This window comes from Paenibacillus baekrokdamisoli (assembly GCF_003945345.1).
GTDB lineage: Bacteria > Bacillota > Bacilli > Paenibacillales > Paenibacillaceae > Paenibacillus_Z > Paenibacillus_Z baekrokdamisoli.
In genome coordinates, this window is the sequence record NZ_AP019308.1 from 2,063,354 (window position 1) to 2,086,915 (window position 23,562).

General features: G+C 42.7%; 21 protein-coding genes. 5 read left to right on the forward strand and 16 right to left on the reverse strand.

Annotated features, from left to right (window positions below; all coding sequences use genetic code 11):
* Positions 1–46: 46 nt before the first annotated feature.
* From EKN16_RS09115 to EKN16_RS09125, 3 genes are all read right to left on the reverse strand, one after another.
* Positions 47–1,531, reverse strand: a complete 1,485-nt coding sequence (locus EKN16_RS09115) for an amidase family protein (RefSeq protein WP_125655621.1) — start codon at positions 1,529–1,531, stop codon at positions 47–49.
* A 361-nt stretch (positions 1,532–1,892) separates the two neighbouring features.
* A complete protein-coding gene (locus EKN16_RS09120) occupies positions 1,893–2,624 on the reverse strand; it encodes an NlpC/P60 family protein (RefSeq protein WP_125655623.1) in 732 nt (243 codons plus the stop codon).
* Positions 2,625–2,824: 200 nt separating this feature from the next.
* Positions 2,825–4,858, reverse strand: coding sequence for a Na+/H+ antiporter (locus EKN16_RS09125; RefSeq protein ID WP_125655625.1), 2,034 nt, complete (start codon positions 4,856–4,858; stop codon positions 2,825–2,827).
* A 239-nt stretch (positions 4,859–5,097) separates the two neighbouring features.
* On the opposite strand from EKN16_RS09125, the gene EKN16_RS09130 reads away from it, so the two are divergent.
* The 3 genes from EKN16_RS09130 to EKN16_RS09140 all read left to right on the forward strand — a co-directional run bounded on the left by EKN16_RS09130 (position 5,098) and on the right by EKN16_RS09140 (position 8,554).
* A complete protein-coding gene (locus EKN16_RS09130) occupies positions 5,098–5,562 on the forward strand; it encodes a cupin domain-containing protein (RefSeq protein WP_125666046.1) in 465 nt (154 codons plus the stop codon).
* A gap of 209 nt (positions 5,563–5,771) precedes the next feature.
* Positions 5,772–6,551, forward strand: a complete 780-nt coding sequence (locus EKN16_RS09135; RefSeq protein WP_125655627.1) for a 3'-5' exonuclease — start codon at positions 5,772–5,774, stop codon at positions 6,549–6,551.
* Positions 6,552–7,021: 470 nt separating this feature from the next.
* Positions 7,022–8,554, forward strand: a complete 1,533-nt coding sequence (locus tag EKN16_RS09140; protein WP_125666048.1) for an FAD-dependent oxidoreductase — start codon at positions 7,022–7,024, stop codon at positions 8,552–8,554.
* Positions 8,555–8,675: 121 nt separating this feature from the next.
* On the opposite strand, the gene EKN16_RS09145 is transcribed toward EKN16_RS09140, so the two are convergent.
* The gene (locus EKN16_RS09145) at positions 8,676–9,299 is read right to left on the reverse strand and encodes an FMN-dependent NADH-azoreductase (RefSeq protein WP_125655629.1); all 624 of its coding nucleotides are present in this window, start codon (positions 9,297–9,299) and stop codon (positions 8,676–8,678) included.
* A 202-nt stretch (positions 9,300–9,501) separates the two neighbouring features.
* The gene (locus EKN16_RS09150) at positions 9,502–9,933 is read right to left on the reverse strand and encodes an RrF2 family transcriptional regulator (RefSeq protein WP_125655631.1); all 432 of its coding nucleotides are present in this window, start codon (positions 9,931–9,933) and stop codon (positions 9,502–9,504) included.
* Positions 9,934–10,123: 190 nt separating this feature from the next.
* Between EKN16_RS09150 and EKN16_RS09155 the strand changes: the two genes are divergently transcribed.
* The gene (locus EKN16_RS09155) at positions 10,124–10,633 is read left to right on the forward strand and encodes a metallophosphoesterase (RefSeq protein ID WP_125655633.1); all 510 of its coding nucleotides are present in this window, start codon (positions 10,124–10,126) and stop codon (positions 10,631–10,633) included.
* Positions 10,634–10,661: 28 nt separating this feature from the next.
* Here the strand turns inward: EKN16_RS09155 and EKN16_RS09160 are convergent, their stop codons facing one another.
* The 3 genes from EKN16_RS09160 to EKN16_RS09170 all read right to left on the reverse strand — a co-directional run bounded on the left by EKN16_RS09160 (position 10,662) and on the right by EKN16_RS09170 (position 13,758).
* Positions 10,662–11,909, reverse strand: a complete 1,248-nt coding sequence (locus tag EKN16_RS09160; protein WP_125655635.1) for a hypothetical protein — start codon at positions 11,907–11,909, stop codon at positions 10,662–10,664.
* Positions 11,910–12,044: 135 nt separating this feature from the next.
* Positions 12,045–13,118, reverse strand: coding sequence for an LLM class flavin-dependent oxidoreductase (locus tag EKN16_RS09165; RefSeq protein WP_125655637.1), 1,074 nt, complete (start codon positions 13,116–13,118; stop codon positions 12,045–12,047).
* A gap of 16 nt (positions 13,119–13,134) precedes the next feature.
* Positions 13,135–13,758: a thioredoxin family protein gene (locus EKN16_RS09170; protein WP_125655639.1), complete on the reverse strand. Its 624-nt coding sequence runs from the start codon at positions 13,756–13,758 to the stop codon at positions 13,135–13,137.
* Positions 13,759–13,996: 238 nt separating this feature from the next.
* On the opposite strand from EKN16_RS09170, the gene EKN16_RS09175 reads away from it, so the two are divergent.
* Entirely contained in the window at positions 13,997–15,127 is a 1,131-nt protein-coding gene (locus tag EKN16_RS09175; protein WP_125655641.1) for an NADH:flavin oxidoreductase, read from the forward strand.
* 135 nt (positions 15,128–15,262) lie between these two features.
* On the opposite strand, the gene EKN16_RS09180 is transcribed toward EKN16_RS09175, so the two are convergent.
* From EKN16_RS09180 to EKN16_RS09215, 8 genes are all read right to left on the reverse strand, one after another.
* The gene (locus tag EKN16_RS09180; RefSeq protein WP_125655643.1) at positions 15,263–15,577 is read right to left on the reverse strand and encodes a hypothetical protein; all 315 of its coding nucleotides are present in this window, start codon (positions 15,575–15,577) and stop codon (positions 15,263–15,265) included.
* Between the two features lie 245 nt (positions 15,578–15,822).
* Positions 15,823–17,292, reverse strand: a complete 1,470-nt coding sequence (gene gtfA / locus EKN16_RS09185) for a sucrose phosphorylase (RefSeq protein WP_125655645.1) — start codon at positions 17,290–17,292, stop codon at positions 15,823–15,825.
* A 12-nt stretch (positions 17,293–17,304) separates the two neighbouring features.
* Complete coding sequence (locus EKN16_RS09190) at positions 17,305–18,261, reverse strand: carbohydrate kinase family protein (RefSeq protein WP_125655647.1); 957 nt, start codon at positions 18,259–18,261, stop codon at positions 17,305–17,307.
* Between the two features lie 18 nt (positions 18,262–18,279).
* Complete coding sequence (locus EKN16_RS09195) at positions 18,280–19,071, reverse strand: alpha/beta hydrolase (protein WP_125655649.1); 792 nt, start codon at positions 19,069–19,071, stop codon at positions 18,280–18,282.
* A 40-nt stretch (positions 19,072–19,111) separates the two neighbouring features.
* A complete protein-coding gene (locus tag EKN16_RS09200) occupies positions 19,112–19,918 on the reverse strand; it encodes a Nif3-like dinuclear metal center hexameric protein (RefSeq protein WP_125655651.1) in 807 nt (268 codons plus the stop codon).
* A gap of 30 nt (positions 19,919–19,948) precedes the next feature.
* The gene (locus EKN16_RS09205; protein ID WP_125655653.1) at positions 19,949–20,848 is read right to left on the reverse strand and encodes a carbohydrate ABC transporter permease; all 900 of its coding nucleotides are present in this window, start codon (positions 20,846–20,848) and stop codon (positions 19,949–19,951) included.
* Positions 20,849–20,860: 12 nt separating this feature from the next.
* On the reverse strand, positions 20,861–21,790 hold the full coding sequence (locus tag EKN16_RS09210) for an ABC transporter permease (RefSeq protein WP_125655655.1): 930 nt from the start codon (positions 21,788–21,790) through the stop codon (positions 20,861–20,863).
* Between the two features lie 61 nt (positions 21,791–21,851).
* The gene (locus tag EKN16_RS09215) at positions 21,852–23,402 is read right to left on the reverse strand and encodes an ABC transporter substrate-binding protein (protein ID WP_125655657.1); all 1,551 of its coding nucleotides are present in this window, start codon (positions 23,400–23,402) and stop codon (positions 21,852–21,854) included.
* Positions 23,403–23,562: the final 160 nt, after the last annotated feature.

Here is a 23,562-nt window from a genome sequence, read left to right on the forward strand (position 1 = left end):
CAATTCCTTAAATATAAGCTTGTTTTGCAAGTAAATCAATAGCTAATTAATATGGATAATCCACTTTCAAATTTGGCATTTTCCTATGTTTTGTTTGTTGTTCAAATGCAAATGCAATACGAATTAATGTCGGTTCGCTAAATGCCTTCCCAGCAAAAGTAATGCCAAATGCTCTGCCATTCTCCTGGAATCCAGCTGGCACTGCTATGGATGGATACCCCGCTCTAGCACAAATATCGGCTCCAACATAAGAAGGAAAGAGAATTGCATCCAATCCATGCTTTTCTAAAGCATAATCAATACCCATATTTTGTGAGTAATATAAATCAGTTATAGATTGTAAAATATATTCTGGATTATTTAATTGATTTTCAAATTGTAGTCGATTTTTCATTGAATCTTGTCCATATTTTAAAGCCTTCTCGGCATTCTGCTCATTCCATTCAACCAGTTCATTCATGGTATGGACAGGTAATTGTGATGGAAGACTTTGCAGATAATTATCAACAGCATGTTTAAATTCAAAGTTCATTTTATTAAACTCCCACTCTCTATAGAACGATGGGATTTCTATATCTTCAACAACATTGGCTCCAGAATCTTTTATTTTGGTTACAGCATCATTAAATAACCCCTCATCATACTCGCCAATATCACGATATCGTTCAGGTGGAACATTTCTGAAAATTCCTATGGTTGCTTTTTTTAACCCGTCTATATCTAAAAAGGTTGTATAGTCTATCTTTGATTGGTTATTCTTCCAAGTAGCTGGATCACTTTCGTCTTTTCCTGTGAGTACACCTAGTAAGATTGCTGCATCTGTCACAGTCCTTGCCATAGGACCCGCAGTATCCTGAGAATAAGTCCACGGTATTACTCCTGAACGACTTATTAAACCTACGGTTGGCTTTATTCCAACTATGGCGTTCTGAACAGAGGGGCTTAAGATAGAGGCAGAGGTTTCCGTTCCAACTGCAATAGCTGTAAAATTTGCCGCTACAGCTGCTGCTGAACCCGTGCTGGACCCACCCGTGAAATGATCCCCATACGGATTTGTTGTTTGTCCGCCTGTAGAACTATATCCAGCCCACATTGACGAAGACATGCCGTTTGCCCATTCTGTCATATTTGTTTTTCCAAGAATAACTGCACCAGCTTCTCTCAGCTTTTGGACAAGGAAAGCATCCTTTGAGCTTACATGGTTTTCCAAAGCTAGTGCACCCGCACTTGTACGCATTTTATCATTTGTTTCAATATTTCCTTTCAATAAAACAGGAATACCATGTAGTTGGCTCCTTACTCCTACTAATTTTCTTTCTTGGTCTAATGCCTCAGCAATAAAAATCGCATCTGGATTAATTTCCATAACAGAATTTATCTTAGGGCCTCTTTGGTCATATGTTGCTATCCGATACATGTAATACATAACAAGTTCTCTTGAGGTAATCTCCCCCTTGTCCATTGCATCCTGTAATTCAAAAATCGTGGCTTCTTCGCCATTTAGATTTTTTAATCCAAATATATGTTCCATGTGTCAGCTCCTTGTTTCTAATTCTATCTTGAAGACTGATTTGCAGGTATTTAATCAGTTCCAATTCGAAGCTTACCACAACCTAAATTATTATATTTGGGAAAGATTAATTATAATTGAATTTTATTCTTCGACGCATACGGAGACACTTCAATAAAATGAGCAGAATGCCTAGGCACTCTGCTCACACCTAATTATTCCACTCAAAAGGGTTACTACGCGGTAGCTCTCTTATTGTTGAACTATACAACAAACCCAGCACCGATAAGGTACTGGGTCGTTTTTACAGAATCTGTATTCGTTCTGCAGGGCTCTCTCGAGCCTACTATGAGCCCTGCTTTTTCCATTCCTATTTTAACTTTTAGTTTTCACCATTATCGTTGGATTCTGAATGTCTTGTATGACTAAAGTGCTTGTGATGGCTGCTAGTGTGTTTGCTTACATGTGTAGGGGTAGGTTCAGGAGTCACACTCGGTCCTGGTTCTGGTTGTGGTCCTGTTCCTGGTTGTGGTTGTGATCCTGGTCCTGGTTGTGGTTGTGATCCTGGTTCTGGTTGTGGCGCTACCGCACCAGCTTGTCCATCATTAGGTAGGACTCGACGTGCTGTAACGAAGGTTCTATCCCACGCACTGCCCTTAAAATTAGAAATAGTTACGCCAATTCCTACTCGATACGTATGAAGTAATTTTCCATTCCCCATATAGATGCTCACATGATTAATAATGCCATCTCGATTCGTGTCAGAGAAAACTAGATCCCCTGGTTGCAGCTGATCTTTAGGTACTTGTGATCCTACGGTAGCTTGCTGCCTCGAAGAACGAGGAAGTTTAATACCGACTTGCTTATAGACATATTGAGTAAATGAAGAGCAATCAAAAACATCCGTTCTACCTGAGCTCGCACCAAATTTATAAGGAACCCCCATAAATTGTTGCCCTACGCCAATTAAGTTAGACGCAATGGATGAGCTAGATGCCGTAGCCGCATGTGCAGACTGAGGGGTTATTAACATACTTCCAGAAAAGACAACCGTTAGACTTAGGCTGATTCCTACTAATGTTTTAAGGATTGGAGATTTCTTTGTGTTGTTCATAACTTCCTCCTTGTGAATGAGTTATTGGTGCCATGTAAATGACCCACAACAACCATATCACAAATAAAAAAACCACCATTTACCAAGGAAGGAAGAACTCCTACATCCGCCTCGTCTAAGAGACTACTATTAGAAATCCATGAGAAATTCTGATAAAAAATTTCTTGCTTTTTCTCATGACCTATGAATTGCCTGGAGCCTCAATCTTGATTCTCCAAATTCTCCTCGATCATATTAGACTCGCGGTAACTGACCTGCACCTGAAGGTTGCTTAACTGCTTGCGAGAAATTTTTCCATGCTCGAATAGCATTTGTAATTCGTTACGCTCTGCTTGAATGCAGCTCATCTGGAGTTCTTCTTTCTGATCTTCATACTGCTCTTCCATGGAGTCAGAAATCTGCTTGCGAAGCTCAACAATGATACTCCTATAATGAGCGATAACGTTATACGCAGCCGTTTCATACTCCTTCTCTTTGTATTTCTCTTTGTATTGACTTAGCTCTTCAATAGCTACCTCGGCTGTCATTATTCTTAGTTTTTTTAACGCTATTTTCTCATCTATGCTAAGCTCGTCTTTTAAACCATGATTGCCCGGAGATAGGGCTTTATTCAAAAAGTCGGATAATATCAAAGAAAACATCCGGAAACGATTGGTAAGTACCATCTCTACTCTTTGCAGAATTGCAAGCAAACGTCTGGCCTCTCCCCGACTAATCCTCTCTCCCTTTAACATCTGTTGGATAAATTCCCGCTGCTTTGCTACAGCATGCCGATGCAGGATGATCTCTAATGAACGATTGCAAGTGCTGCTCTCCAGATTCGTTCGATTTGCTCGAAGCTCTGCAATACGCTGCTCATAATAAGCAATAACGGAAGTAACAGCCAATTCATTATACTGGTTTCTCATCAGTTTGACCGATATAATTGCAGCTGACATAGCTCTAATCTGAGCTTCGTTCTCCGATTCGCCTTCTTCGTTCACAACATCCATGCTTTTCTTCGCTGTAAGCAGCGGCAAAGCGATACTAGCTACAAGTAAAGACACCAGAATAACACCTGCCGCAAGAAAAATGATGAGGTTTCGCTGTGGGAAAATATCTCCGTTATCTAGAAGAAGGGGTATGGAAAAAGCTCCTGCAAGTGTTAATGCGCCTCGAACGCCAGAGACAGAGAGCAGAATAATCGATCTCATGGATATGCTTTCCTTGTAGTCTCTTCGTCCTATATTGATGGCGCTAAAGAAATATAACCATAAGAAACGGATCGCAATGAGCAGGACATAAAGAATAATGACGTATGCGATGACCTGCGCATTATTATAGGAGAAATCCTTGAATATCGTATTCAGAACGTGGGGGATTTGAACACCCAAGATGATAAAGACAAGTCCATTCAGAACGAATAGAATCACGGACCATGTATTCTCGGCAACCATTCTCAACTCGACGATCTCGGATCGAGAATGATCCTTCTCGATCGCATGTATGATTCCGCCCGCCACAGCTGCCAAGATACCAGATAATCCGAACTCTTCTGCCAGAATAAACAGCAAGAATGGAGTCAAGATGAGAATGAGCATATGTACCGTTACATCTTCCATGCCGAAACGCCGCAGTAGCATGCGGAACCAAATCAAGAGTACCGATATTAAAGCTCCGAACAATAGTCCACCTAACGATATAATGAGGAAGCTGACGGATGCCTGCCAGACCGAGAAGAATCCGGTTACGACAGCAGCTATCGCAAATTTAAATGCAACAAGCCCTGATGCATCATTCATGAGCGCTTCACCTTCAAGTAGACGATGAATTCGCTTGGGAAGTTGAACCCTTGAAGACATAGAGGATACAGCTACAGCATCTGTAGGTGATAAGATTGCCGCCAATCCGAATGCCGCAGCAATAGGGATAGCTGGAATCATAGCATGTACGGTATAGCCGCCTATAATGACAGTAATGAATACAAGCCCAATGGCAAGCAATAAAATAGGAGCTCGCAGTTTCCAGAGCTCGTCTCTTGGTGTCATTTTCCCATCGTTGAACAGAATAGGTGCGATAAAGAGAACAAAAAACAACTCCGGATTAAGAGGAATATGTATGTTTAGAAAAAGTACAATCACGATACCGAGTGCGATCTGAATAAGCGGGACGGGTATAAATGGAGTTACTCGGTTAAGGACATGAGAGATACTAATCAGCGCTAATAATACCAAAATATCTAGAAACAATTCCATCCTGATTCGTCCCTCTCTGCTTCAAGTACCTAGGCAGCTCTCATGACATCTATCCTGCCCATCCTCGCACACTTCGCCAATTTCTTCATTTCACAAGTTTCCCCAACTACATGGGCAGCTTATGTATGCCACTTATTTTAAACGTAAGGGCTGTTTTCCAATCTCCATTGGTTTACAAAGTGGAAAGATTACGATAAATTGAAAGATGGATATTATAAAGAGAGTAGGAGAACCAATTGATTACCAAAACCTTATCACCCCTTGTAAAGATGTTGGATTTGAAACCCCATCCTGAAGGCGGCTGGTACAAAGAACTTTGGAAGGCCTCATTTGAAATTCCTAAAGACGTGTTAAGTGCCCAATATTCGGGTTCACGTTATGCCGCAACATCCATCTACTTCTTGCTTCATCCCCATGAGTCTTCCGAATGGCATACTGTGCTTTCGGACGAACTATGGTTATGGCATTCAGGCAGTCCACTCTTGATTAGTCTAGGTGGCACGGCTGAGCATCCGGAAACCACACAAGAAATCGTGCTGGGAATGGATATGGAGAGCGGCCAAAGCCCTCAAGTTCTAGTTCCCGCTAACGTGTGGCAAAAGACAACCCCCCTTGGCGATGAGCCTACGCTGGTGTCTTGTGTAGTTGCTCCTGGATTTAACTACGATGACTTTAGAATGGTGGATAGAACTCAAAAAGGTTAAATCCATTTATGGGGACAACAAAAAGACGGGCATGCCAGATGGCGTGCTCGTTTGTTGTTTAAGCGAAAAGGTTAGCTTAAACTTTGTACCTCCAACTTCATATAGGAACCTCAGATTGAATAAAAGTCATGTATTTTTGCATCCAATAAGACTTTCATCCCCCAATTCTGTTAGAATGGTAGGTACGATTCATCATAACGGAGGCTATTGTGGACTATATTATTCTGGATATCGAATTTAATGGACGTAAATTTGCAAGTGATTTACCTATGGAAGTGATTGAAATCGGAGCCGTTAGATTGGACGCCTCCTTGGCATACGTCAATTCGTTCTCATCCCTGATTAAACCTGTATATTTCTCCAAATTAAACGGGTTTATTAAGAAAAAGACAGGTATACCGCAAGAAGACATTGATGTAGCTGCCGGCTTCCCTCATGTAATTAAGGCATTCATAAGCTGGTTGGATCTAAGCGAAGACTTCCTGCTCGTAACTTGGGGTGGTGAGGATTTGAAGCGGATCATCTTTGATACAAGAATGCATAAGATGGATGATGCCTATTGGATGGGGGCCTCTTATTACGATTTATTGAAAGGTTTCACTCGCTTCAAGAACGTTGCTAATGATGTAAGTGTCGAGGCGGCGCTCATTGACCTTGGAATTGCTGACAACAGTACAGCACATCGTGCTTTAGAGGATGCACGGATGACAGGAGAGATCTTCCGAGCGATCTATGATCAATTGGATTTTGAGCGAATTCAGCAATTCAAGGATGTTTATTCCAATGCTAAAGAACGAAAAATGGTCAAACATGCAATCCGTGTTATTACTTCGCAGAAGCTCCTCCCAACGTGGGATATGCTGGTCGAACATTTTCTTTCAGAGAAGGTTTCTCTAGTTGATCCGCGTAAGCTGGCAGAGCTGCATGCTTACTTTGATGCCGAAATGGTCAAAGAACCGCGCTCTATATCCGGCGTGAGTGTTGAATAGCCCCTTCTCTCCTCAGCCTAACAAAAATTACAAAAGCCAGCTTATTCTTCTCACAGAATAAGCTGGCTTTTGCAGCTTTACACCTCATAATCATTCTTTAAAATGATTAATCTTCTGTTCCAATCCAACAATGAGATTATCTAGGCATAGGCAGTTACCTGCTCTGTATCTTCAGAAATCTGACGTGAGGCTGCAGAAGTTTTCTGTAGAAATTTTGGTTCTAAACCATAATCAGTGCTTGCCATCACGAAGTGCCTAGCGAAGCGGACGGAATCGTTCTGAAGAAGCGATAGCGTTCGCCTTTGTCTCCGGATTTCTACCCCTGAGGGATAGAATCAAGAAATAGGGAGACAACAGCGATCGTAAGAATGATCCGGCAGCAAAGCGGACTTCTAAGCACCATGGAATGATTTCCTCACCAATGGTTAAAGCTATGAAAAAATGAAGCAACCAGGAGGAGATCAAGTGTGATTGAACATCATTCATTTCCCCAATTCCCCGAGTCTTATTGGATCGAGTCAACGAATAATCTCCCCTCCTATCCGACACTCAATCAGGATATAGAAGCGGATATCACTATCGTTGGAGGCGGCATCTCCGGTATTACAACGGCTTACTTGCTTGTAAAGGAAGGGTATAAGGTTGTCCTCCTTGATGCAGGTAAACTGTTAAATGGAACAACTGGACATACCACTGCCAAGATCACCGCACAGCATGACCTCATTTATGATGAATTCGTGACGAATCTAGGGCAAGAGAAGGCATCCCTTTACTATCAAGCCTCGAATGATGCGCTGCAATTCATTAAGCAGACGGTCACTCATAATCAAATCCAATGCGGCTTCTCTGAACAAGATGCGTATGTATACACGGATTCCATTGACTATTTAAAGAAGTTAGAGGATGAGATGGCTGCTTACAAGCTGCTTGGTATTCCAAGCTCCTATTCCGATCATATTCCGCTTCAAGTCCCGGCAAAAGCAGCGATTATTATGCATAATCAAGCCCAATTTCATCCCCTGCACTATTTAACTGCATTGGTTCGTGAATATATAGAAGCTGGCGGTGAGATCTATGAGAATACGACCGCGATCGATGTTGAAAAAGGATCTTTGCCTAAAGTGATCACAAGTGATGGTCATCATATCACCTGTAAATACGTTGCTTCCTGCACACATTTCCCTTTCTATGACGGTCTGGGATTTTATTTTGCAAGAATGCATGCAGATCGTTCTTATGTCCTTGGAGTGAAGGTTGCGGATGACTATCCAGGCGGGATGTACATAAGCGCAGAGGATCCTAAACGATCGATTCGTCATGCAGAAACGGCAGACCAACAGAAATTAATTCTTATTGGCGGACAAAGCCATAAGACAGGGCAAGGCATATGTACAATCAGTCATTATGAGGAGCTGCAACAATTTACTGAACGACATTTCAACCTTCAAGAAATTGCCTATCGATGGTCCACGCAAGACTTAGTTACGGGCGATAAAATCCCTTATATCGGTCGTATTACCGCATCCTCACCAAACATCTTTGTTGCAACAGGCTATCGCAAATGGGGCATGACGAACAGTACTGCAGCTGCCCTGCTCATCCGGGATTTGATTATGGAGAAGGAAAACCCCTATGAGAAGCTGTTTGAGCCATCTCGCTCTACATCCTTTACAACGATAAAGAAGCTCATTGTTGATAATGCTGATGTGGCCAAGCATTTGATTGCCGGCAAGCTGGAGAGAATAAATAAACGGCCAGAGGATCTTGCCCTAGATGAAGGCTCTGTCGTTCAAATTAAGGGTCGAAGAGCCGGCGGATACAAGGATAAGAACGGAGAACTGTATCTCGTAGATACAACGTGTACGCATATGGGCTGTGAAGTGGAATGGAATAATGGAGACCGTACCTGGGATTGCCCCTGCCACGGATCGAGATTCTCTATTAGCGGCGATGTTATCGAAGGACCTGCAGAGAAGCCATTAAGTAGACTTGAAGCTAATTAGATTGAAATATTGAAATATCCATTGCAGCTCCTTCTTATAAAAAGAAAAACCAGACGATGTGGTTAGAACCTAACCCATTCGTCTGGTATCCTCTTTTTTCCTTCTTACGAAGTTGATTTTCTTAGAAAGTTGCTGCTAATTGTTTCGCTTCTTCCAAGCCTGTGTTTAGGATATCTTGAGCGCGGTCAGGGAATTGATTGTGACCTTCGATAATAACTTCCTCTGCCTTCAATCCCCATAGTCCAATAGTACCTTTAACAAAACGAAGAGCTGCTTCGATGTTAGACATCGGTCCTTCGGAATATACGCTGCCACGTGCGTGTAGAAGAACGACCTTCTTATCGGTCACAAGTCCAACCGGACCCGCAGCTGTATATTTGAATGTTTTGCCAGCTTGTGACAGATAAGAAATATAAGTAACCAATTGTGCAGGAGTTGTGAAGTTCCAGAGTGGGAATGCGAATACGATTTTGTCAGCTGCAAGGAATTGATCCAAATAACTGTTTACTAGTTTGGCTTTAGCTGTTTCTTCTTCCGTAAGCTCCAAGCCTTGACCTTGCTTATATAACGCTGTGATAAAGCTGTTATCGTAATATGGAAGCTCGACATTGAATAAATCGAGTTCAGTTATTTCGTCGGTCGGATTTGATGATGTGTACGCTTTGATAAACGCATCGTATAATTTAACACTTGTTGCTTGATCTGCTGGACGATCATTCGCTTTGATGAATAGAACCTTTGCCATTGTTAAACCCTCCTGATTGGTTGGAGCCGTTAAGGCTCAAGAATAATGGTGAAGTACGGGACTATATACTGCGACCTTTGTAAGCACAGTTATTGTTAAAAAAAATGCAGTCACCGGTGTTAACTGCAACCTCTTTAAGCTCATTATAGAATAGATACTTTACTTTTTCAAGTGACTATACAAAATAATTTCTTGAATGGCTTTACTGTGAGAAATCAACCTTATCCATAATATCCGCAATTGTAAAATGGCTGAGATAATCGATGGTCTGCTTTTCGGCATCATCAAAGATGGTTTCCAGAACATCATTCAACTGCTTTCCCTTTTCTGCGCACTCCGAATGTTCTTCACTTTCAGTCGGACATTCCGCCTTAACTGCCAAGTAAATATCTGCCAAGGTAATTTGACAGGAGGATTTACCTAGTATATAGCCTCCTTCACGGCCTTCTCTAGCTTCAACAAGGCCAGCGTGAGCTAAATTCTGCAGCACTCTTCGTAAAAAGGTGGCATGGGAATTAACTTGAGATGCAATTGCGGAGCTGCTCAATACGCCACGGCTTTGGGTCAGCCCTACGATCGCATGCACGGCAACTGCAAAACGTGGAGGACCAATAGTTATACCTCGATTCGCCATTACTTATGCACGACCTTCCCTTTTTCTAATTACATCCCAGCATATCACAAAAGTCGAGCATAAACAGCAAAAAAAGCCGCATATGATTACACACAAGACCTAGGTGATGACGATAGCCAATGGACATGGTAAACTTTAGAAATAAAATACATCCAATCATTATCTTCATTACCTGAGGGGGAAATCACGTATGCAGAAAGTATTTTTCATATCGGATCATCATTTTGGCCATAAACATATTATTGATTTTGAGACGCGGCCTTTCGCAAATGTGGAAGAGATGGATATGTATATGATTAAAAGCTGGAATTCTGTAGTTGGAAAAGAGGATAAAGTCTTTCATCTCGGCGATTTCTCTTTCTTGAATCATGAGAAAACACAAGCTATCGTGAAACAGCTCAATGGGTATAAGCATATCATTCTCGGTAATCACGACCGTGGCCGCACTAGAAGCTGGTGGCTAGATGTGGGCTTCGATGAGGTTAGTGAGCATCCGATTATCTATAAGGATTTCTTCTTCTTGACGCATGAACCTATGTATATGAACAAGCATATGCCTTTTGTTAACGTCCATGGTCATATCCATGGTCAAAAGTATGAAGGCAAAAACTACTTTAATGTTTGTGTAGAGCACTGGGATTATAAACCGCTCACTTTCGAACAGATTCGGGATTCTGTTGTTGCTAGTGAAGAGCAGTAATTTAGCTTGATTGTGCCCTTGTGCCCATCTATTCTCCGAGGAGCGGATGACTAATGTTTGTAAGAATGCTGTATGCGCTTCGATAAAATTGATCCGAATCTTCTCCACCCTGCTCGTACTGCTCTATATACTGCGCCGCTTTCTTAAGGTTATCCTCCAACGAAGGATACAAAGGACGCTTAGGTGATGCAAGGCAACGCGCAAGCAGCTCTTGCAGCTTATCCATATGAGCTTGTACGGGCCGGGTTAGAGATGACCGCCTTGAGGAGTTACTCTGCTTTTCTCTCTGCTGCTTGATCTGTAATTCTTCTTCGTGCTTATCCAGTCTACTGCGAAGATCATCGATATAGTTTTGTTGAAAGCGCTCCTCTTCATCTGCGTAGAATTGGAAACTAAAGCGGCCAGTTGCTTTCAAATATGGCTCGTTCAATAAGAAAAGCTGGGTTAGCTTCATATCTTGCGGGGGAAACAACAGCTCACCCCATTTATTATGAAATTGTAGAAACCGAGTGAGCTGGATGGTTGCTCTGCTGAGATCAAGATACAGAAGCGATTCTACCTGAACGGCCATAGTCTGAAAATATCGCCGGTAGTTATCCCAATTCAGCGGCTGAGCAGAGATAAAGGATTCCCATGCCATATTGGAATCATTAATTGGCACCGCCAAAGATATCTCAGAATGATTGAAGGAAATATTCCTCTCCTTATTCAAAGCCAGCCAATCCAGATCAATAAGGAAGAGTGACTTGAAGCCATTGGATTTGTAGCTCCGCAGACGCTGCTCAATCTTCTTGCGAAAGCTGCCATCCCCTCGAAGATTCACAACATAGTCAATCGTCCATTGTTCTCCATTAGGAAAGGATACCAGAAAGTCAGGAACAAATCGCAGCTCTTTCTTATAGAAATAACCCTCCTGAACGGTATAATAACCTTGGTCGGCTTCCATAAGCGCATCTTCTATCATTACTTTAGCCATCGCCTGCTTTAATGCTTTCTCATGGCTTCGTTCCCGTCCAGACTTATATTTGGTGTAATTGGCTTCTCCCGCACAGGCTTCACTGTTATAATGACGAAATATTGCTTTGTCTTGAAATAACACCATAACAACACGTTCATTACAGCAGCCGCAGCTAAAAGAACCTTTCTCTCTGGAGAAAATGCGATACTTCTCCTCAAAAAAACGATGGATTTCCTCGTCTGATAATTCCCTTCTGACTAGCTCATTCCGCTCTCGCTGCAGGTTAATGATCTCGCGATGCAAGTATGCTGCTTCCATGGGTCACCCTCCCGCTCGTATTTAATGAGTGATTCTCGAAAAAATCATTATAACCTTTTTTTGTTCGTTTCGAAATATGGTTTCCTTTTATGGGAACCAAAAAAAAGCTTGATTTCTCAAGCTTTTGCAGACTTTTTAGGATAGAACCGCCGGCTCCAGCAGGATAGGATTCTTGCTCTCCCACAGCTTGCTTGGAGCCTCACGCCTGATTACTGGTGCAACATCAGTAGCGAATCTCTCGATTTGCTCACGCTGTTCTGCTTCCGTCAATCCATCCACGCTAATACTCAGCACCTGATGCCCAAAGGCCTTTTGGTAATTCAAAATCTTCTCAATCACCTGCTCCGCACTGCCTACTAATGACGGTCCATTCTCAATCGTATCCTGAAGATCCTTGAAGGGCGATTGATTGTGCTGAGCCGAAGCCGTACTTTGGAATGCCTCATAGTAAGGGCGGAATCGTTTAACCGCTTCCTCCGGAGTATTCGCCAAATACAAGCTGCCTGCCCCTGAGCCAACGACAGCCTGACTCGGATCATGACCATAAAAGGCAAGGCGCTCGCGGTAATGATCTATTAATGCTTTATATTTGGCCAGATGGTGAAAGGAGTTGGAAGAGAAAATCGGCTCGCCATACTTGGCAGCCAGCTCCGTAGATAGTGTACTAGATGCACTGCCATGCCACACAGGAATTTGCTGCTGAAAGGGTCTCGGCTGTGAAGTAACATTATCGAGAGGCGGTCGATATTTGCCCTCCCACGTAACATTCTCCTCGTTCCACAGACGCTTCAAGAGCCCATAGCGCTCTGCAAGCGAATCCCACTGCTCTTCCTCGGATATACCGAATAATGGGTAGTGGCGAGGATCATTCCCTTTGCCAATAATGACCTCTAATCGACCGCCAGAGAGATGGTCAAGTGTCGCATAATCCTCCGCAACACGAACTGGGTCTAGAACACTTAGAACAGTTACCGTTGTCAGCAGCCGAACGCGAAAGGTTCTTGCAGCGATAGCCGTCAATATGATCGGCGGAGAGGAAGACAAGAACGGTTCACCATGCCTCTCACCCACACCGTATGCGTCAAATCCTAACTCCTCTGCCAAAACAGCTTGCTTTAGAACATTCTGAAACTTCTGCTGATCTGTCAGGACCTCCCCAGTTACAGCATTAGGGATATTCATCAATAAGCTGAACAACGCGAATTTCATCTCCTGATGTCCCCCTTTACTGGTTGCTGAAATTATTAATAATACGGATAACAGCTCCCTTTTCTTGGTCCAGGACTTCAGCACGTTGTTCTCTAAAGTAGCCTAGAAGTGACTTTTTAACTGTCTCTTCTAACTCTCCAATAGCCTTGCCACGGCCCTCATATTCGGGATGATTCGCCCAAAAAGCATCGATCCATTGGCTGAAAAGCGCCGAAATCTCTTCCGGTCTCTCAATAAAAACACCGAGCTCCTCACCCGCTTGATTAAAGAAGATATAGGTCGGTATATGGTTACGGCCATCAGGATGCAGATAAAGTTCAGCAATATCCTGATTATCGGGATCGCGAGGGAGGATATGCAAATTCAGTTTATGTGTCTGATCCGCTATTTTGCCGAAAAGAGGTAAATTAGCAACGACATCTCCGCACCAATCATGAGCAAGCACAAGCACATCAAGAGGTTGCTCTAAGCTTTCGAAGAAAGCGAGATCCTGTTCATTCAATAAATAGGCTTCATAGTTAGCTTCTAGTATTTCCTTATTTACGATAGCCTCATCGGAAAATTGCTTATACGTAACCGCCTCCTGAAAGGCACGTAAAAGGCGCTCAGTAGCCATACTTCTATAATTGGAAATGCTCATTAGAATACCTCCTCATGTATAATTCCGACTATTCATATCATTATTTATTTAATTATCATATTAACCCTTCCTTCTGAATCAGTCTAATCAACAATTTCTATAAGAGAATTAACTAATTCCATCTTACATTTCCATGTTTATATGCTCCAATGGAACAGAGAGCTTTTTACTTTTCATTTGTCGTATGACAGAATAAGAAATAAGCTTCGTTCTCAACGATAAATCTAAGGAGGTATTCATGAACAACAATTCAAGCTCTTCCCGTGCGCTTTCCGTTGACTCTTTATTCAAACCTTTCGAAGCAGGGCATTTATCCCTTGCTAATCGTATCGTTATGGCCCCAATGACACGTGGATTCTCTCCAAACGGTGTACCAGGAGCAGATGTTGCTGATTATTATCGTCGCCGAGCAGAGTATGGTGTCGGACTAATCGTAACTGAAGGCACATTGATCAACCATCCTGCTGCGGGCAGCAGCCCGAACGTGCCGAATTTCCATGGCGAAGCTGCATTGAATGGCTGGGCTCAAGTCGTCAAAGATGTTCATGAGGCTGGCGGTACAATCATTCCTCAGCTTTGGCATATTGGAATGAGTCGCCCCCTCGGAGCTCAGCCAAACCCAGAAGCACTACCTGTCGGCCCATCAGGACTTAGCCTCACTGGAGAGAAAGTTACAGAGCCATTATCGGAGCAAGAAATCAGTGAGCTCGTGAAGGCTTATGCCCAAGCTGCAGCAGATGCGAAGCGTATTGGCTTCGATGGTATTGAGCTTCATGGTGCGCATGGTTACCTGATTGATCAATTTTTCTGGAAGAAGACCAATCAGCGTACGGATCGCTATGGGGGCGATTTGGTGAAACGTACGCGGTTTGCGGTAGAAGTGATCGAAGCTTGCCGTGCCGCAGTTGGGCCTGACTTCCCAATCGTGCTGCGTTTCTCCCAGTGGAAAGGAGCGGAATACACGGCCAAACTAGCAGAGACACCAGATGAACTCGCTCAGTTCCTTGCGCCTCTTAGCCAAGCTGGCGTCGATATCTTCCACTGCTCGACTCGTCGTTTCTGGGAACCGGAATTCGAAGGCTCTGAGCTCAATCTTGCCGGATGGACGAAGAAGCTAACGGGCAAGCCAACAATAACGGTTGGATCAGTTGGTCTAGACGTGGAGTTCACTAGCCTCTTTAGAGAAGGCAAGGGCGCCGAAACGGTCAGTATCGATGGATTAATTGAGCGGTTAGATCGGAATGAATTTGATCTGGTGGCCGTCGGCCGCGCACTGTTGAATGATCCCGAATGGGTAGCCAAAATCCGCGAGGGCCGATTAGACGAGCTCGTCCCGTTTACTGCGGAATCAACGAGAACATTGGTTTAGCTCCCCTCGCCAATACAGGACAGGACAGCTGACCAATCGCTTATACCCCGTTAATCCGGATTCAAATGATTAAGTAGCAGCTGCGGAATGTTAAAAAAAGCGGAAAAGCATAGAATCTGCTTTTCCGCCTTTTGTTTATTTACTCTGTGTGCCGTTGATTACCTCATCGGCTTTCTTCAGTGCATCCTCCAATGATGTTTCATTAGCTACATATTTCTTGAGCGCTTCACTGACTTCGGACTCGACTTTTTGGCCCGCTTCGGCCTTCAGCAGGACGTCGGTGTCGCGTCCGACCGTTTTATCAACATCGAATACGAAAGCGTCCGTATTCTTGCCTTCAACGATGCCTTTTCTCCAGTAATCATCGGTTTGGAGCGATTTCAGAATCGGAACAGCCGTTCCGCCGGCTACGCCGAATGCTTTATGCTCGGAAGCTTGGCTCGCGCGCAACGGAAATGCTCCTGTTCGAGTGGTCCTCCGACTCCGAAAAAGGTATACTCAAGGATGAGATCGTCCCGACCCTTATTGTCCGCAGCAGCACGATAAAGCGGATACCCGAGGAAACGAGTTGACTTATATAGCTTGCAATAAGAAATCTCTCCTTTTGTAGATGGTTGGGTGGTACCTCCATTTACCAAAAGAGAGATTTCTTTTTGTCGTTTTCTCATTCTTTTTGAGATCAGACCTGTAACGGATTATAAGGCATATTCTAATACCTCACCAGTTTCCCCGATGTATTCAATGACAGTCCTATAGGTTTTCAGATCGATCAACAGCTGACAATTCTGATGATCCTTTTTCCAACCAAACCGAATTTCGTCGGTGGCCGAGGGTAAAACGGTGAACTCTCCGTCGAATGCCTCATATTCATTTCTAAATTTGATAAGTTTAATCAATCTTTGAACTACATTCTTCTCAAGAGACTTTTCGATTTCCTCAAGACTGAAGTTATGACGGTTGATTTCTCGGCCTTCTCCGGTACTCTTTATACGCTCCAAATCGTTTTCTCCTGCCAGAAGTCCGACATAGTAGACTTGAGGGATTCCCGGCACGAAGAATTGAATGGCTCTTGCCGCTAAATAGGCGTCGTCGTCACAACCGAGAACAGAGTAATAAGAGCATCTGATTTGATGAACATCGAAGCCATCCTCAGCCTTATGCTCATTAGATACTATGAGGCTAAGATTCGAACCTCTTTCCACGCATAAGTCCACCAATTTTCTAGCTTCTTTCGAATCGATCAAACCATCCATGTCTGGCTTAACAGGTATACCATCGTGACAATCCAGCATGGTGAACTGTTTTTGAGGACGAGTCTTCAGATAGCTGTACAGATGCACGTTTGACTTATAGATCAAAGCATCTAGTACGGTGTAGGGCAGTATAAAATCATAAATCCAGCAGCCGTGCTCCGCAAGCTTGTACTGAATGGTGTAATGAGCATGAACTTCAGGAAGCAATTCGATGTCCAACGATTTCGCAAGATCCAAAATCCAATCAAGGAATTCGTAAATGTCCGGCTCAACAAAAAAACAGCTTGTTCCCAGCTTCTTAATAAGATATCCGACAGCATCCAGCCGAACGATCTTGACATTCTGTTTCTTGAAATTGTTAAAAATATCGATCAGCAGCTGCCTCACCTTATCCGATCCGATATCTAGATCAATCTGTTCGGACGGGTCCTGCTTGCCGAACGTCGTCCATACCTTCTCTTCCTCTCCAGTTTCTTCAATGGTAAAAGTAGAATAAGGAACCGGTCTGCGCAGAAACATTTTGGCAATGTCTTCTTGAACCGGCTGGCCATCCTCCCATATTTTATCTAATGATAGAAAAAAGTCGGCATATGCCGATTGGCGCCCCTTTCTGAGGAAATCCTGGAAATATTCGGACTGCCTCGAAATATGGTTTACCATCACATCGACCAATACATCAAAGCGTTCTCCAATGGCTCTAATATCGTCCCATGTACCGAAGCTCGGCTCAATTTCCAGATAGGTGAGTGGAGCAAATCCTCTGTCTCCGGAAGACGGGAAAGGAGGCAAAATATGAACGCCACCTTTAAACACATCGGAAAAATGTTGAAAGAGCACCTGTTTAAGAGCCTTCAAATCACCACCCAAGGAATCAGGATAAGTGATCAGCTGTACTTGGTTTTTCACTGGCATATAGCGACTCTCCTATAATCCGTATTTTTCTTTTATATCCTCGAGATTCGGTAAATTCACAATGGCTCCTGTATATTTCAATTTATAAGCACTCACGGCGAATCCCAAGGAAAGAGCGTGTTTCAACGAATATCCTTTGACGATTGCCGCATAAAATCCCGACCAAAATGCATCTCCGGCTCCAGTAGTATCTTCAACCTGAGTAGCCAAAGAGTTGAATGTAATCGTCTCTCTTCCATTAGAAACGATGGCGCCGTCTTTCCCCAATGTCAAAATAACCAGTCTAGCACCCAGTTCTAAGAAATTATCGAGATAACGCTCAGGCACCGCTTTTCCAAATAATCTCTCAGCATCGTCCTCCGAAGGCTTTACAATATCAACTTTACCGATAATGGATTTTACATATTCGATTCCATTCTCGCCCTTTTGCCATATCATCGGATGATAGTTGGGGTCGAATCCAATCAGAACATCATGGTTTCTTGCCGTATCAATAACCCTTTCAATCGTATAGCGAGACGGAACTCTCGATATCGGCCAGCAGGAGAAGTGAACGATTTTGGAATTGATTAGGGAGTCTTCAAGCTTGGGCGTATAAGATATCTGATAATCAGCACCTCGATAAAATATCGGAATAGGTGTAGATACACTCTTTGTTACAACGACCATACTTGTGGATTCATCGGCACGCTGGATATGATCCGTATCGATATCCGCATGTTTCAGTTGATTAATGAGAAACCTGCCCAACCCGTCTTCTCCAACTGTTGATACTATAATCGGGTTAACCCCTAATTTTTTTACATTCAAAGCAATATTGGACGGAGATCCCCCAAACAGTTTACGATACGTATTACATTCATCGTTATTGTCATATTCCGTTGTCATCATATCGATAAGAAGCTCGCCCACAGTCAAGATATCATTCTTCTTTTCTCTAAAAGGTATGTTATCCTTGAATTCAAACACATCATCACTTCCCGGTATTTATTGCAATGCCCACAATAAAGCTTTTTCGATGTATTCATTCCAAAAATCCCATGTATGGGCCCCCGAGCTTTCTACATACGTGATCTCTACCTGCTCGGCAATTAGAAAATCGCGAAATTGCTGATTGACATCCAATAGGAAATCTTCGGAACCACAAGCCAAATACAGCCCAGGAACTGCCGCTTCTTTCCGCTTCAAGCTCAAGATCAGAGCCTCCGGGTCTTTATCGCTCCCTTGAAGCTGATCCAAGTCACCGAATACTCTCGTAAAATATTTATAATCCGCTATGCCATCGTTATAATCTACACTAGCATTTGCGATCTTATAAGTAATGATGGCCGAAGACAATGCGATGATACGGCTAAAATGTTCTGCATATTTTAAACCGTTCCGAATGGCTCCATACCCGCCCATCGATAAACCACCTATGAAGGTGTCTTCTCTTCGATGGGATAATGGGAACATGTCACGTGTAAATGCTACTAGTTCATTTCCGACATATTCTCCGTATAATGCCCCTTTATCTACATCATCCAGATAAAAATGGTTTTCTCCGGCTGGCATAAAAACCGCAACACGGTATTTGTCGGATAACTCCCGAATTCTTGAAAAGCTGATCCAGTCTGAATAGGTGCCACTGTATCCATTCAACAGATAGAGCGCTTTTATCGGCTTCTTCTCCGTTTTTGTTTGCCCTGGGAACTCCATAACATCCAACGGAACAAGCGCATGAAACGTGACTTCTCTTCGCATCGCCTTAGAAAAAAAGTTAACCTGCAGCATCGCCATCGTTCTATTCTCCTTTATATTTCATCTCATATCATTAGGCTTACAGATACAGAAAAGGCTCCTTTGCATCGATAAATGAAACCGGGAGGCCAGCTACCAAAGGCTTCAGCCATTCGGCCATAAATTTCATTCCCCATTCCTCGCTTCGCTCATGACCAACGACTATCATGGCTTTATTTAGTCCGAGCATACGTGCATCGTTGACATAAGCGCAAAGTGTCCATTCCACGATTTCACCGCATACGATGACATCCAAGTTCTTATCGCGCATCAGCTCCATGGGCATTTGCTCTCTTCCAAGACCCAAGCTGCCTCCGCCTACCAGAATTCCAACTCTTGAACACTTCATGGCAGGATCGCCTACGATTTGGATCACATCCATACCCAATTTATCTTTAAAGAATCCTGTCAGTTCTCTCAAAGAGACCTCCTCAATTTGGTAGGTGTGAGGCGGGTGCTTTTCCAACAAATTGTCTTCCCAACCGATCTCCTTAAGAAGTCCGTCGTAAATTCGATCTGTCTTTGCCATGTGCATGTAATCATGATAACGCCAGATCGCAATTTGTTGATCCTCTAATAATTTTCGCTTTGCCTGATATACAGGGTCATCCTGAAGCCAGTCCAATTCGTCGATTCCTGTATAGAAGGTGGGTTCGTGTGTGATGATCATATTAGCCCCGCAAGCGATAGCCTGATTAATCACATCGACTGTTGCCATAAACGTCGTTACAATACCGGTTACCTCCGTATTGGGGCTTCCACTCACCAATCTATCGCCAGTTTTCTCTAGTCTGAAAGTGCCGCATGAATCCGTAAGAATCGCTTCAATTACCTGCTGAACATTCATTTCATAACCATCCTTCGTTTTATAAAGTGATTAACCTTTTACGGCGCCGACAACGACGCCCTTCGTGAGATATTTCTGCAGGAAAGGAAGTACGAACAGAATTGGGACGATAGCGATAATACCCATTGCCATCCGTACCGCTGTGGATGGAAGATCCGCTGCACCGGCACCTAGCAGGCTACTCGCTTGGCTTGATTTTAAAAATTGAATATTGTTCATCAGACGGATCAACAAATTCTGGATACCATAATATTGAGGTTTCGTGATAAAATATAATGCATTAATCCAATCGTTCCAGTAAGCAAGTCCCGTAAACAAACCGATTGTTGCCATAACTGGAACCGAAAGCGGCAGCATAATGCTGTAAAAAGTTCTTATTTCGCTAGCTCCGTCAATTTGAGCCGATTCGATAAGCGCGGCAGGCACATTATGTTTATAGAAATTCCTTACCAGTAGAACATTAAATCCATTCATCAGCATATTGGGTACAATCAGTGCGGCTAACGAGTCTTTAATCGAAAAAACTTTTGTCCACATCATGTAGGAAGATACAATGCCTCCGTTAAACAACATGGTGAAGAATACGATAAATGCAAGGACATTATGGTACTTAAAATCCTTTCTCGACATTGGATATGCAAGCATTGTCGTTATCGCGAGACTGATGCCTGTTCCAACGACAGTCACCAAAATAGAGACTCCGTATGCCCTCACAAAGGTCGACGCATTACTGAACAAAAACACGTAGGCTTCGATGCTCATTTTATTCGGAAAGTAACTATATCCGTCTCTTATTAGCGTTTTTTCGTCCGTAAACGATGCCATTAGCATCAATATAAAAGGTAAAAAAGCAAATGCGGTAATTAAGGTCATGGCTGCCGCGGAGAACATCGTAAATGCCCGTTCTCCTCTTGATTGTAAACTCGTCATGATGGATTCCCCCTAAAAAAGTGCATTGTCGGAGTTTATTCTCCTTACAATACTGTTTGCTACAATGACAAGAATAAAGCCTACCAGTGACTGATAAAGACCAGCCGCCGCTGACATACCAATATCGTTAACCTGCATAAGAGCTCGATATACATAAGTATCGATGGTTTGTGTTGTGCTGTATAAAGCGCCCGCATTTAACGGTACTTGATAAAAGAGTCCAAAATCGGAATTAAATATTCTGCCGACCGATATTAATCCCAGAATGATAATGGTTGGCGTCAGCAAAGGAAGTGTGATCATAAAAATTTGCTTTAGTTTACCTGCTCCATCAATTTTAGCGGCTTCATAAATACTTTTATCGATTCCCGCGATAAAACCGAAGTAAACGATAGAACCATATCCCGCTGTTTTCCAAAGCTGTAAGATAACAAGTATGAAAGGCCAATATTTAGGCTCCGAATACCAATTAATTCCCGATATCCCCAGTGGTTGTAAAATCGAATGATTAATAAAGCCGCTATCTGCATTAAAGTAAGCAAATACGAGAAAAGATACGATCACCATAGATACCAGGTTGGGAAGAATTAAACCTGACTGAAAAAACTTCGAGTAAAACTTATTTAATAGCTCGGTCATCAGAATAGCTATGAATATGGAAACAATGGTACCAAGAATGATAAATGTGACATTGTAAAGAATCGTATTTCTAGTCATGATCCATGCATCGGAAGTCCGGAATAAAAACTCGAAATTTTTCAACCCAATCCAATCGCTTCTGAATATTCCTTTTGTAAAATCAATATCTTTAAATGCGATAAATACCCCGAACATCGGAATGAAATTATTGATCAACAAGTATAACAAACCGGGAGAAGCAATCAGTAAAAGCGGCAACGTATTGCTCACTTTCTTCCTTTTTTTATTTCCTTTATTCTCCATAACACGTACCCCTTAAGGAAGGAGAATGGAGCAGTTTCCGGCTCCATTCTTCACCAAATGTTTATTTTTTTTGCTCAGCAATCCATTTATCCAACTGCTCTTGCTTCTTCTGAATAATGATTTGCGCCCCAGCATCATTCAATGCTTTTACAAACTTAGGAATGGTTTTATCCGGATCCAACACGCCAGTGATCAAACCAGGAATGTATTGGTTAATCACATTGTTTACTGCACTTAACTCCGTTTTTACGGAAGATTGGTCGAAGATGAATCCAAAGTATGGCGACCTTTTCGTTTCTTTGTTCTCTTTAAGCTTAAACTCGGTATCTTTCCAATCCGTACCTTCCAGTGCATACTGAAGCGACTCGGAGCCGAGAATGCCGGAGGATAACTGTGCAGTGTAAGGAACAGTTGATGCATCTTTTCCATCCGGATATTTGACATGATGGTCGTCCACTTTTACATAATCCCGTCCTTCAATTCCATAAAGCATCGTATTTAATAGATCTTTATCCGTATAAATTAAGTTCAAGAATTTCATGGCAGCTTCGGGTACTTCGGTCGTACTTGACATCATCCAAACAACGAAGTCTACTGCTTGTGTATCAAAATAAAATGGAGCAATTCGTTTCATGGCGATGTTCTTGCCGGTCTGGGCACTTAACGCCTTACTTGCTTCCATACCGCTATAACCACCTAACGTGGAGAATCCGCGTCCTGATGAAGCTAAATCGGAATAACTGGTTGAAGTTGTGGCCGCATCTTTTTGCAGATAGCCTTTATTGTACCAATCTCTCATCATGTTAACGCCGTTTCTAAAAATATCTGTTTCATAAAGATTAACTACTTTATTGCCATTTCCAACAACTACACCAACCCCTGATTCATCGGTTAGAAGATCTATGTCATTTGTTCCTCTTAACAATCTAACCAGATTGGTATCACTTGGATTGACATTAATCGGAGCAAAGGGCACAACATCCGGGTGCTTTTTCATTACGGCATCGAATATTTTAGGCAAATCATTGACTGACTTAATGTCGTCTGCAGTAAAACCTGTTTCTTTCAACATGTCGGCGTTATATACAAAGTTGATCGGAATAGACATTCCTTTATTGGCGGGAATTCCATAAATATGCCCGTTCATCGATGTTGCTTTCAACAGTCCGTCGCCGAAGTCTTTGTCTAGAATGGCTTTTGTTTCTTGACCGTATTTATTGATTAAATCTTCCAGCGGATAGAGTTGTTTTTTTGCAGCATAGCTTGGAAATTGACCCGGACTGGTAAATAAATCTAGTTGTTCTCCGCTTTGAAGAGCCAAATTTACTTTTTGCCCGTAGTCTGCAGGTCCATATACTTTAAAGTCTACTTGCACATTAATCTTCTTTGTTGTAATTTTGTTAATTGCGTCATTTATGCTGCTCATGTCATCGGGAATTTTATTAAATGACGGCATGGCTATAACAACTTTTTCAACCTTTCCGTTGGTCCCGCTCGTTTTCGAGTCTTCTGATTCAGTGGACTTTCCAGTCCCGGTCGTGCAAGCTGTCAGCACGGTGCTGACTAGCGCTACTGACATCAATGACGCTAAGATACCCCTTTTGTTTCTCATCTTTCGTAGCCTCCTGAAATAGGTTTTTGAATACGGTTTCAGTTTAATCTTTATCCCAATGTTTATCTTTAAAAAATCAGCGCTATTTTTTCGAAAATCAGTTGTATAAGAAGAAATGGCTTACGCCGTCCTTGGCGGCGAAGCAAGTTTCTTCCCTCTA

What these genes read in the sequence shown, in the direction of transcription:
- EKN16_RS09175 (WP_125655641.1), top strand. Translation starts at nt 13,997, where the DNA reads ATGAACAACAATTCAAGCTCTTCCCGTGCGCTTTCCGTTGACTCTTTA.
- EKN16_RS09215 (WP_125655657.1), bottom strand. Translation starts at nt 23,402, where the DNA reads ATGAGAAACAAAAGGGGTATCTTAGCGTCATTGATGTCAGTAGCGCTA.
- EKN16_RS09155 (WP_125655633.1), top strand. Translation starts at nt 10,124, where the DNA reads ATGCAGAAAGTATTTTTCATATCGGATCATCATTTTGGCCATAAACAT.
- EKN16_RS09160 (WP_125655635.1), bottom strand. Translation starts at nt 11,909, where the DNA reads ATGGAAGCAGCATACTTGCATCGCGAGATCATTAACCTGCAGCGAGAG.
- EKN16_RS09150 (WP_125655631.1), bottom strand. Translation starts at nt 9,933, where the DNA reads ATGGCGAATCGAGGTATAACTATTGGTCCTCCACGTTTTGCAGTTGCC.
- EKN16_RS09210 (WP_125655655.1), bottom strand. Translation starts at nt 21,790, where the DNA reads ATGGAGAATAAAGGAAATAAAAAAAGGAAGAAAGTGAGCAATACGTTG.
- EKN16_RS09125 (WP_125655625.1), bottom strand. Translation starts at nt 4,858, where the DNA reads ATGGAATTGTTTCTAGATATTTTGGTATTATTAGCGCTGATTAGTATC.
- EKN16_RS09195 (WP_125655649.1), bottom strand. Translation starts at nt 19,071, where the DNA reads ATGGCGATGCTGCAGGTTAACTTTTTTTCTAAGGCGATGCGAAGAGAA.
- EKN16_RS09170 (WP_125655639.1), bottom strand. Translation starts at nt 13,758, where the DNA reads ATGAGCATTTCCAATTATAGAAGTATGGCTACTGAGCGCCTTTTACGT.
- EKN16_RS09205 (WP_125655653.1), bottom strand. Translation starts at nt 20,848, where the DNA reads ATGACGAGTTTACAATCAAGAGGAGAACGGGCATTTACGATGTTCTCC.
- EKN16_RS09115 (WP_125655621.1), bottom strand. Translation starts at nt 1,531, where the DNA reads ATGGAACATATATTTGGATTAAAAAATCTAAATGGCGAAGAAGCCACG.
- EKN16_RS09165 (WP_125655637.1), bottom strand. Translation starts at nt 13,118, where the DNA reads ATGAAATTCGCGTTGTTCAGCTTATTGATGAATATCCCTAATGCTGTA.
- EKN16_RS09120 (WP_125655623.1), bottom strand. Translation starts at nt 2,624, where the DNA reads ATGAACAACACAAAGAAATCTCCAATCCTTAAAACATTAGTAGGAATC.
- EKN16_RS09200 (WP_125655651.1), bottom strand. Translation starts at nt 19,918, where the DNA reads ATGAATGTTCAGCAGGTAATTGAAGCGATTCTTACGGATTCATGCGGC.
- EKN16_RS09145 (WP_125655629.1), bottom strand. Translation starts at nt 9,299, where the DNA reads ATGGCAAAGGTTCTATTCATCAAAGCGAATGATCGTCCAGCAGATCAA.
- gtfA (WP_125655645.1), bottom strand. Translation starts at nt 17,292, where the DNA reads ATGCCAGTGAAAAACCAAGTACAGCTGATCACTTATCCTGATTCCTTG.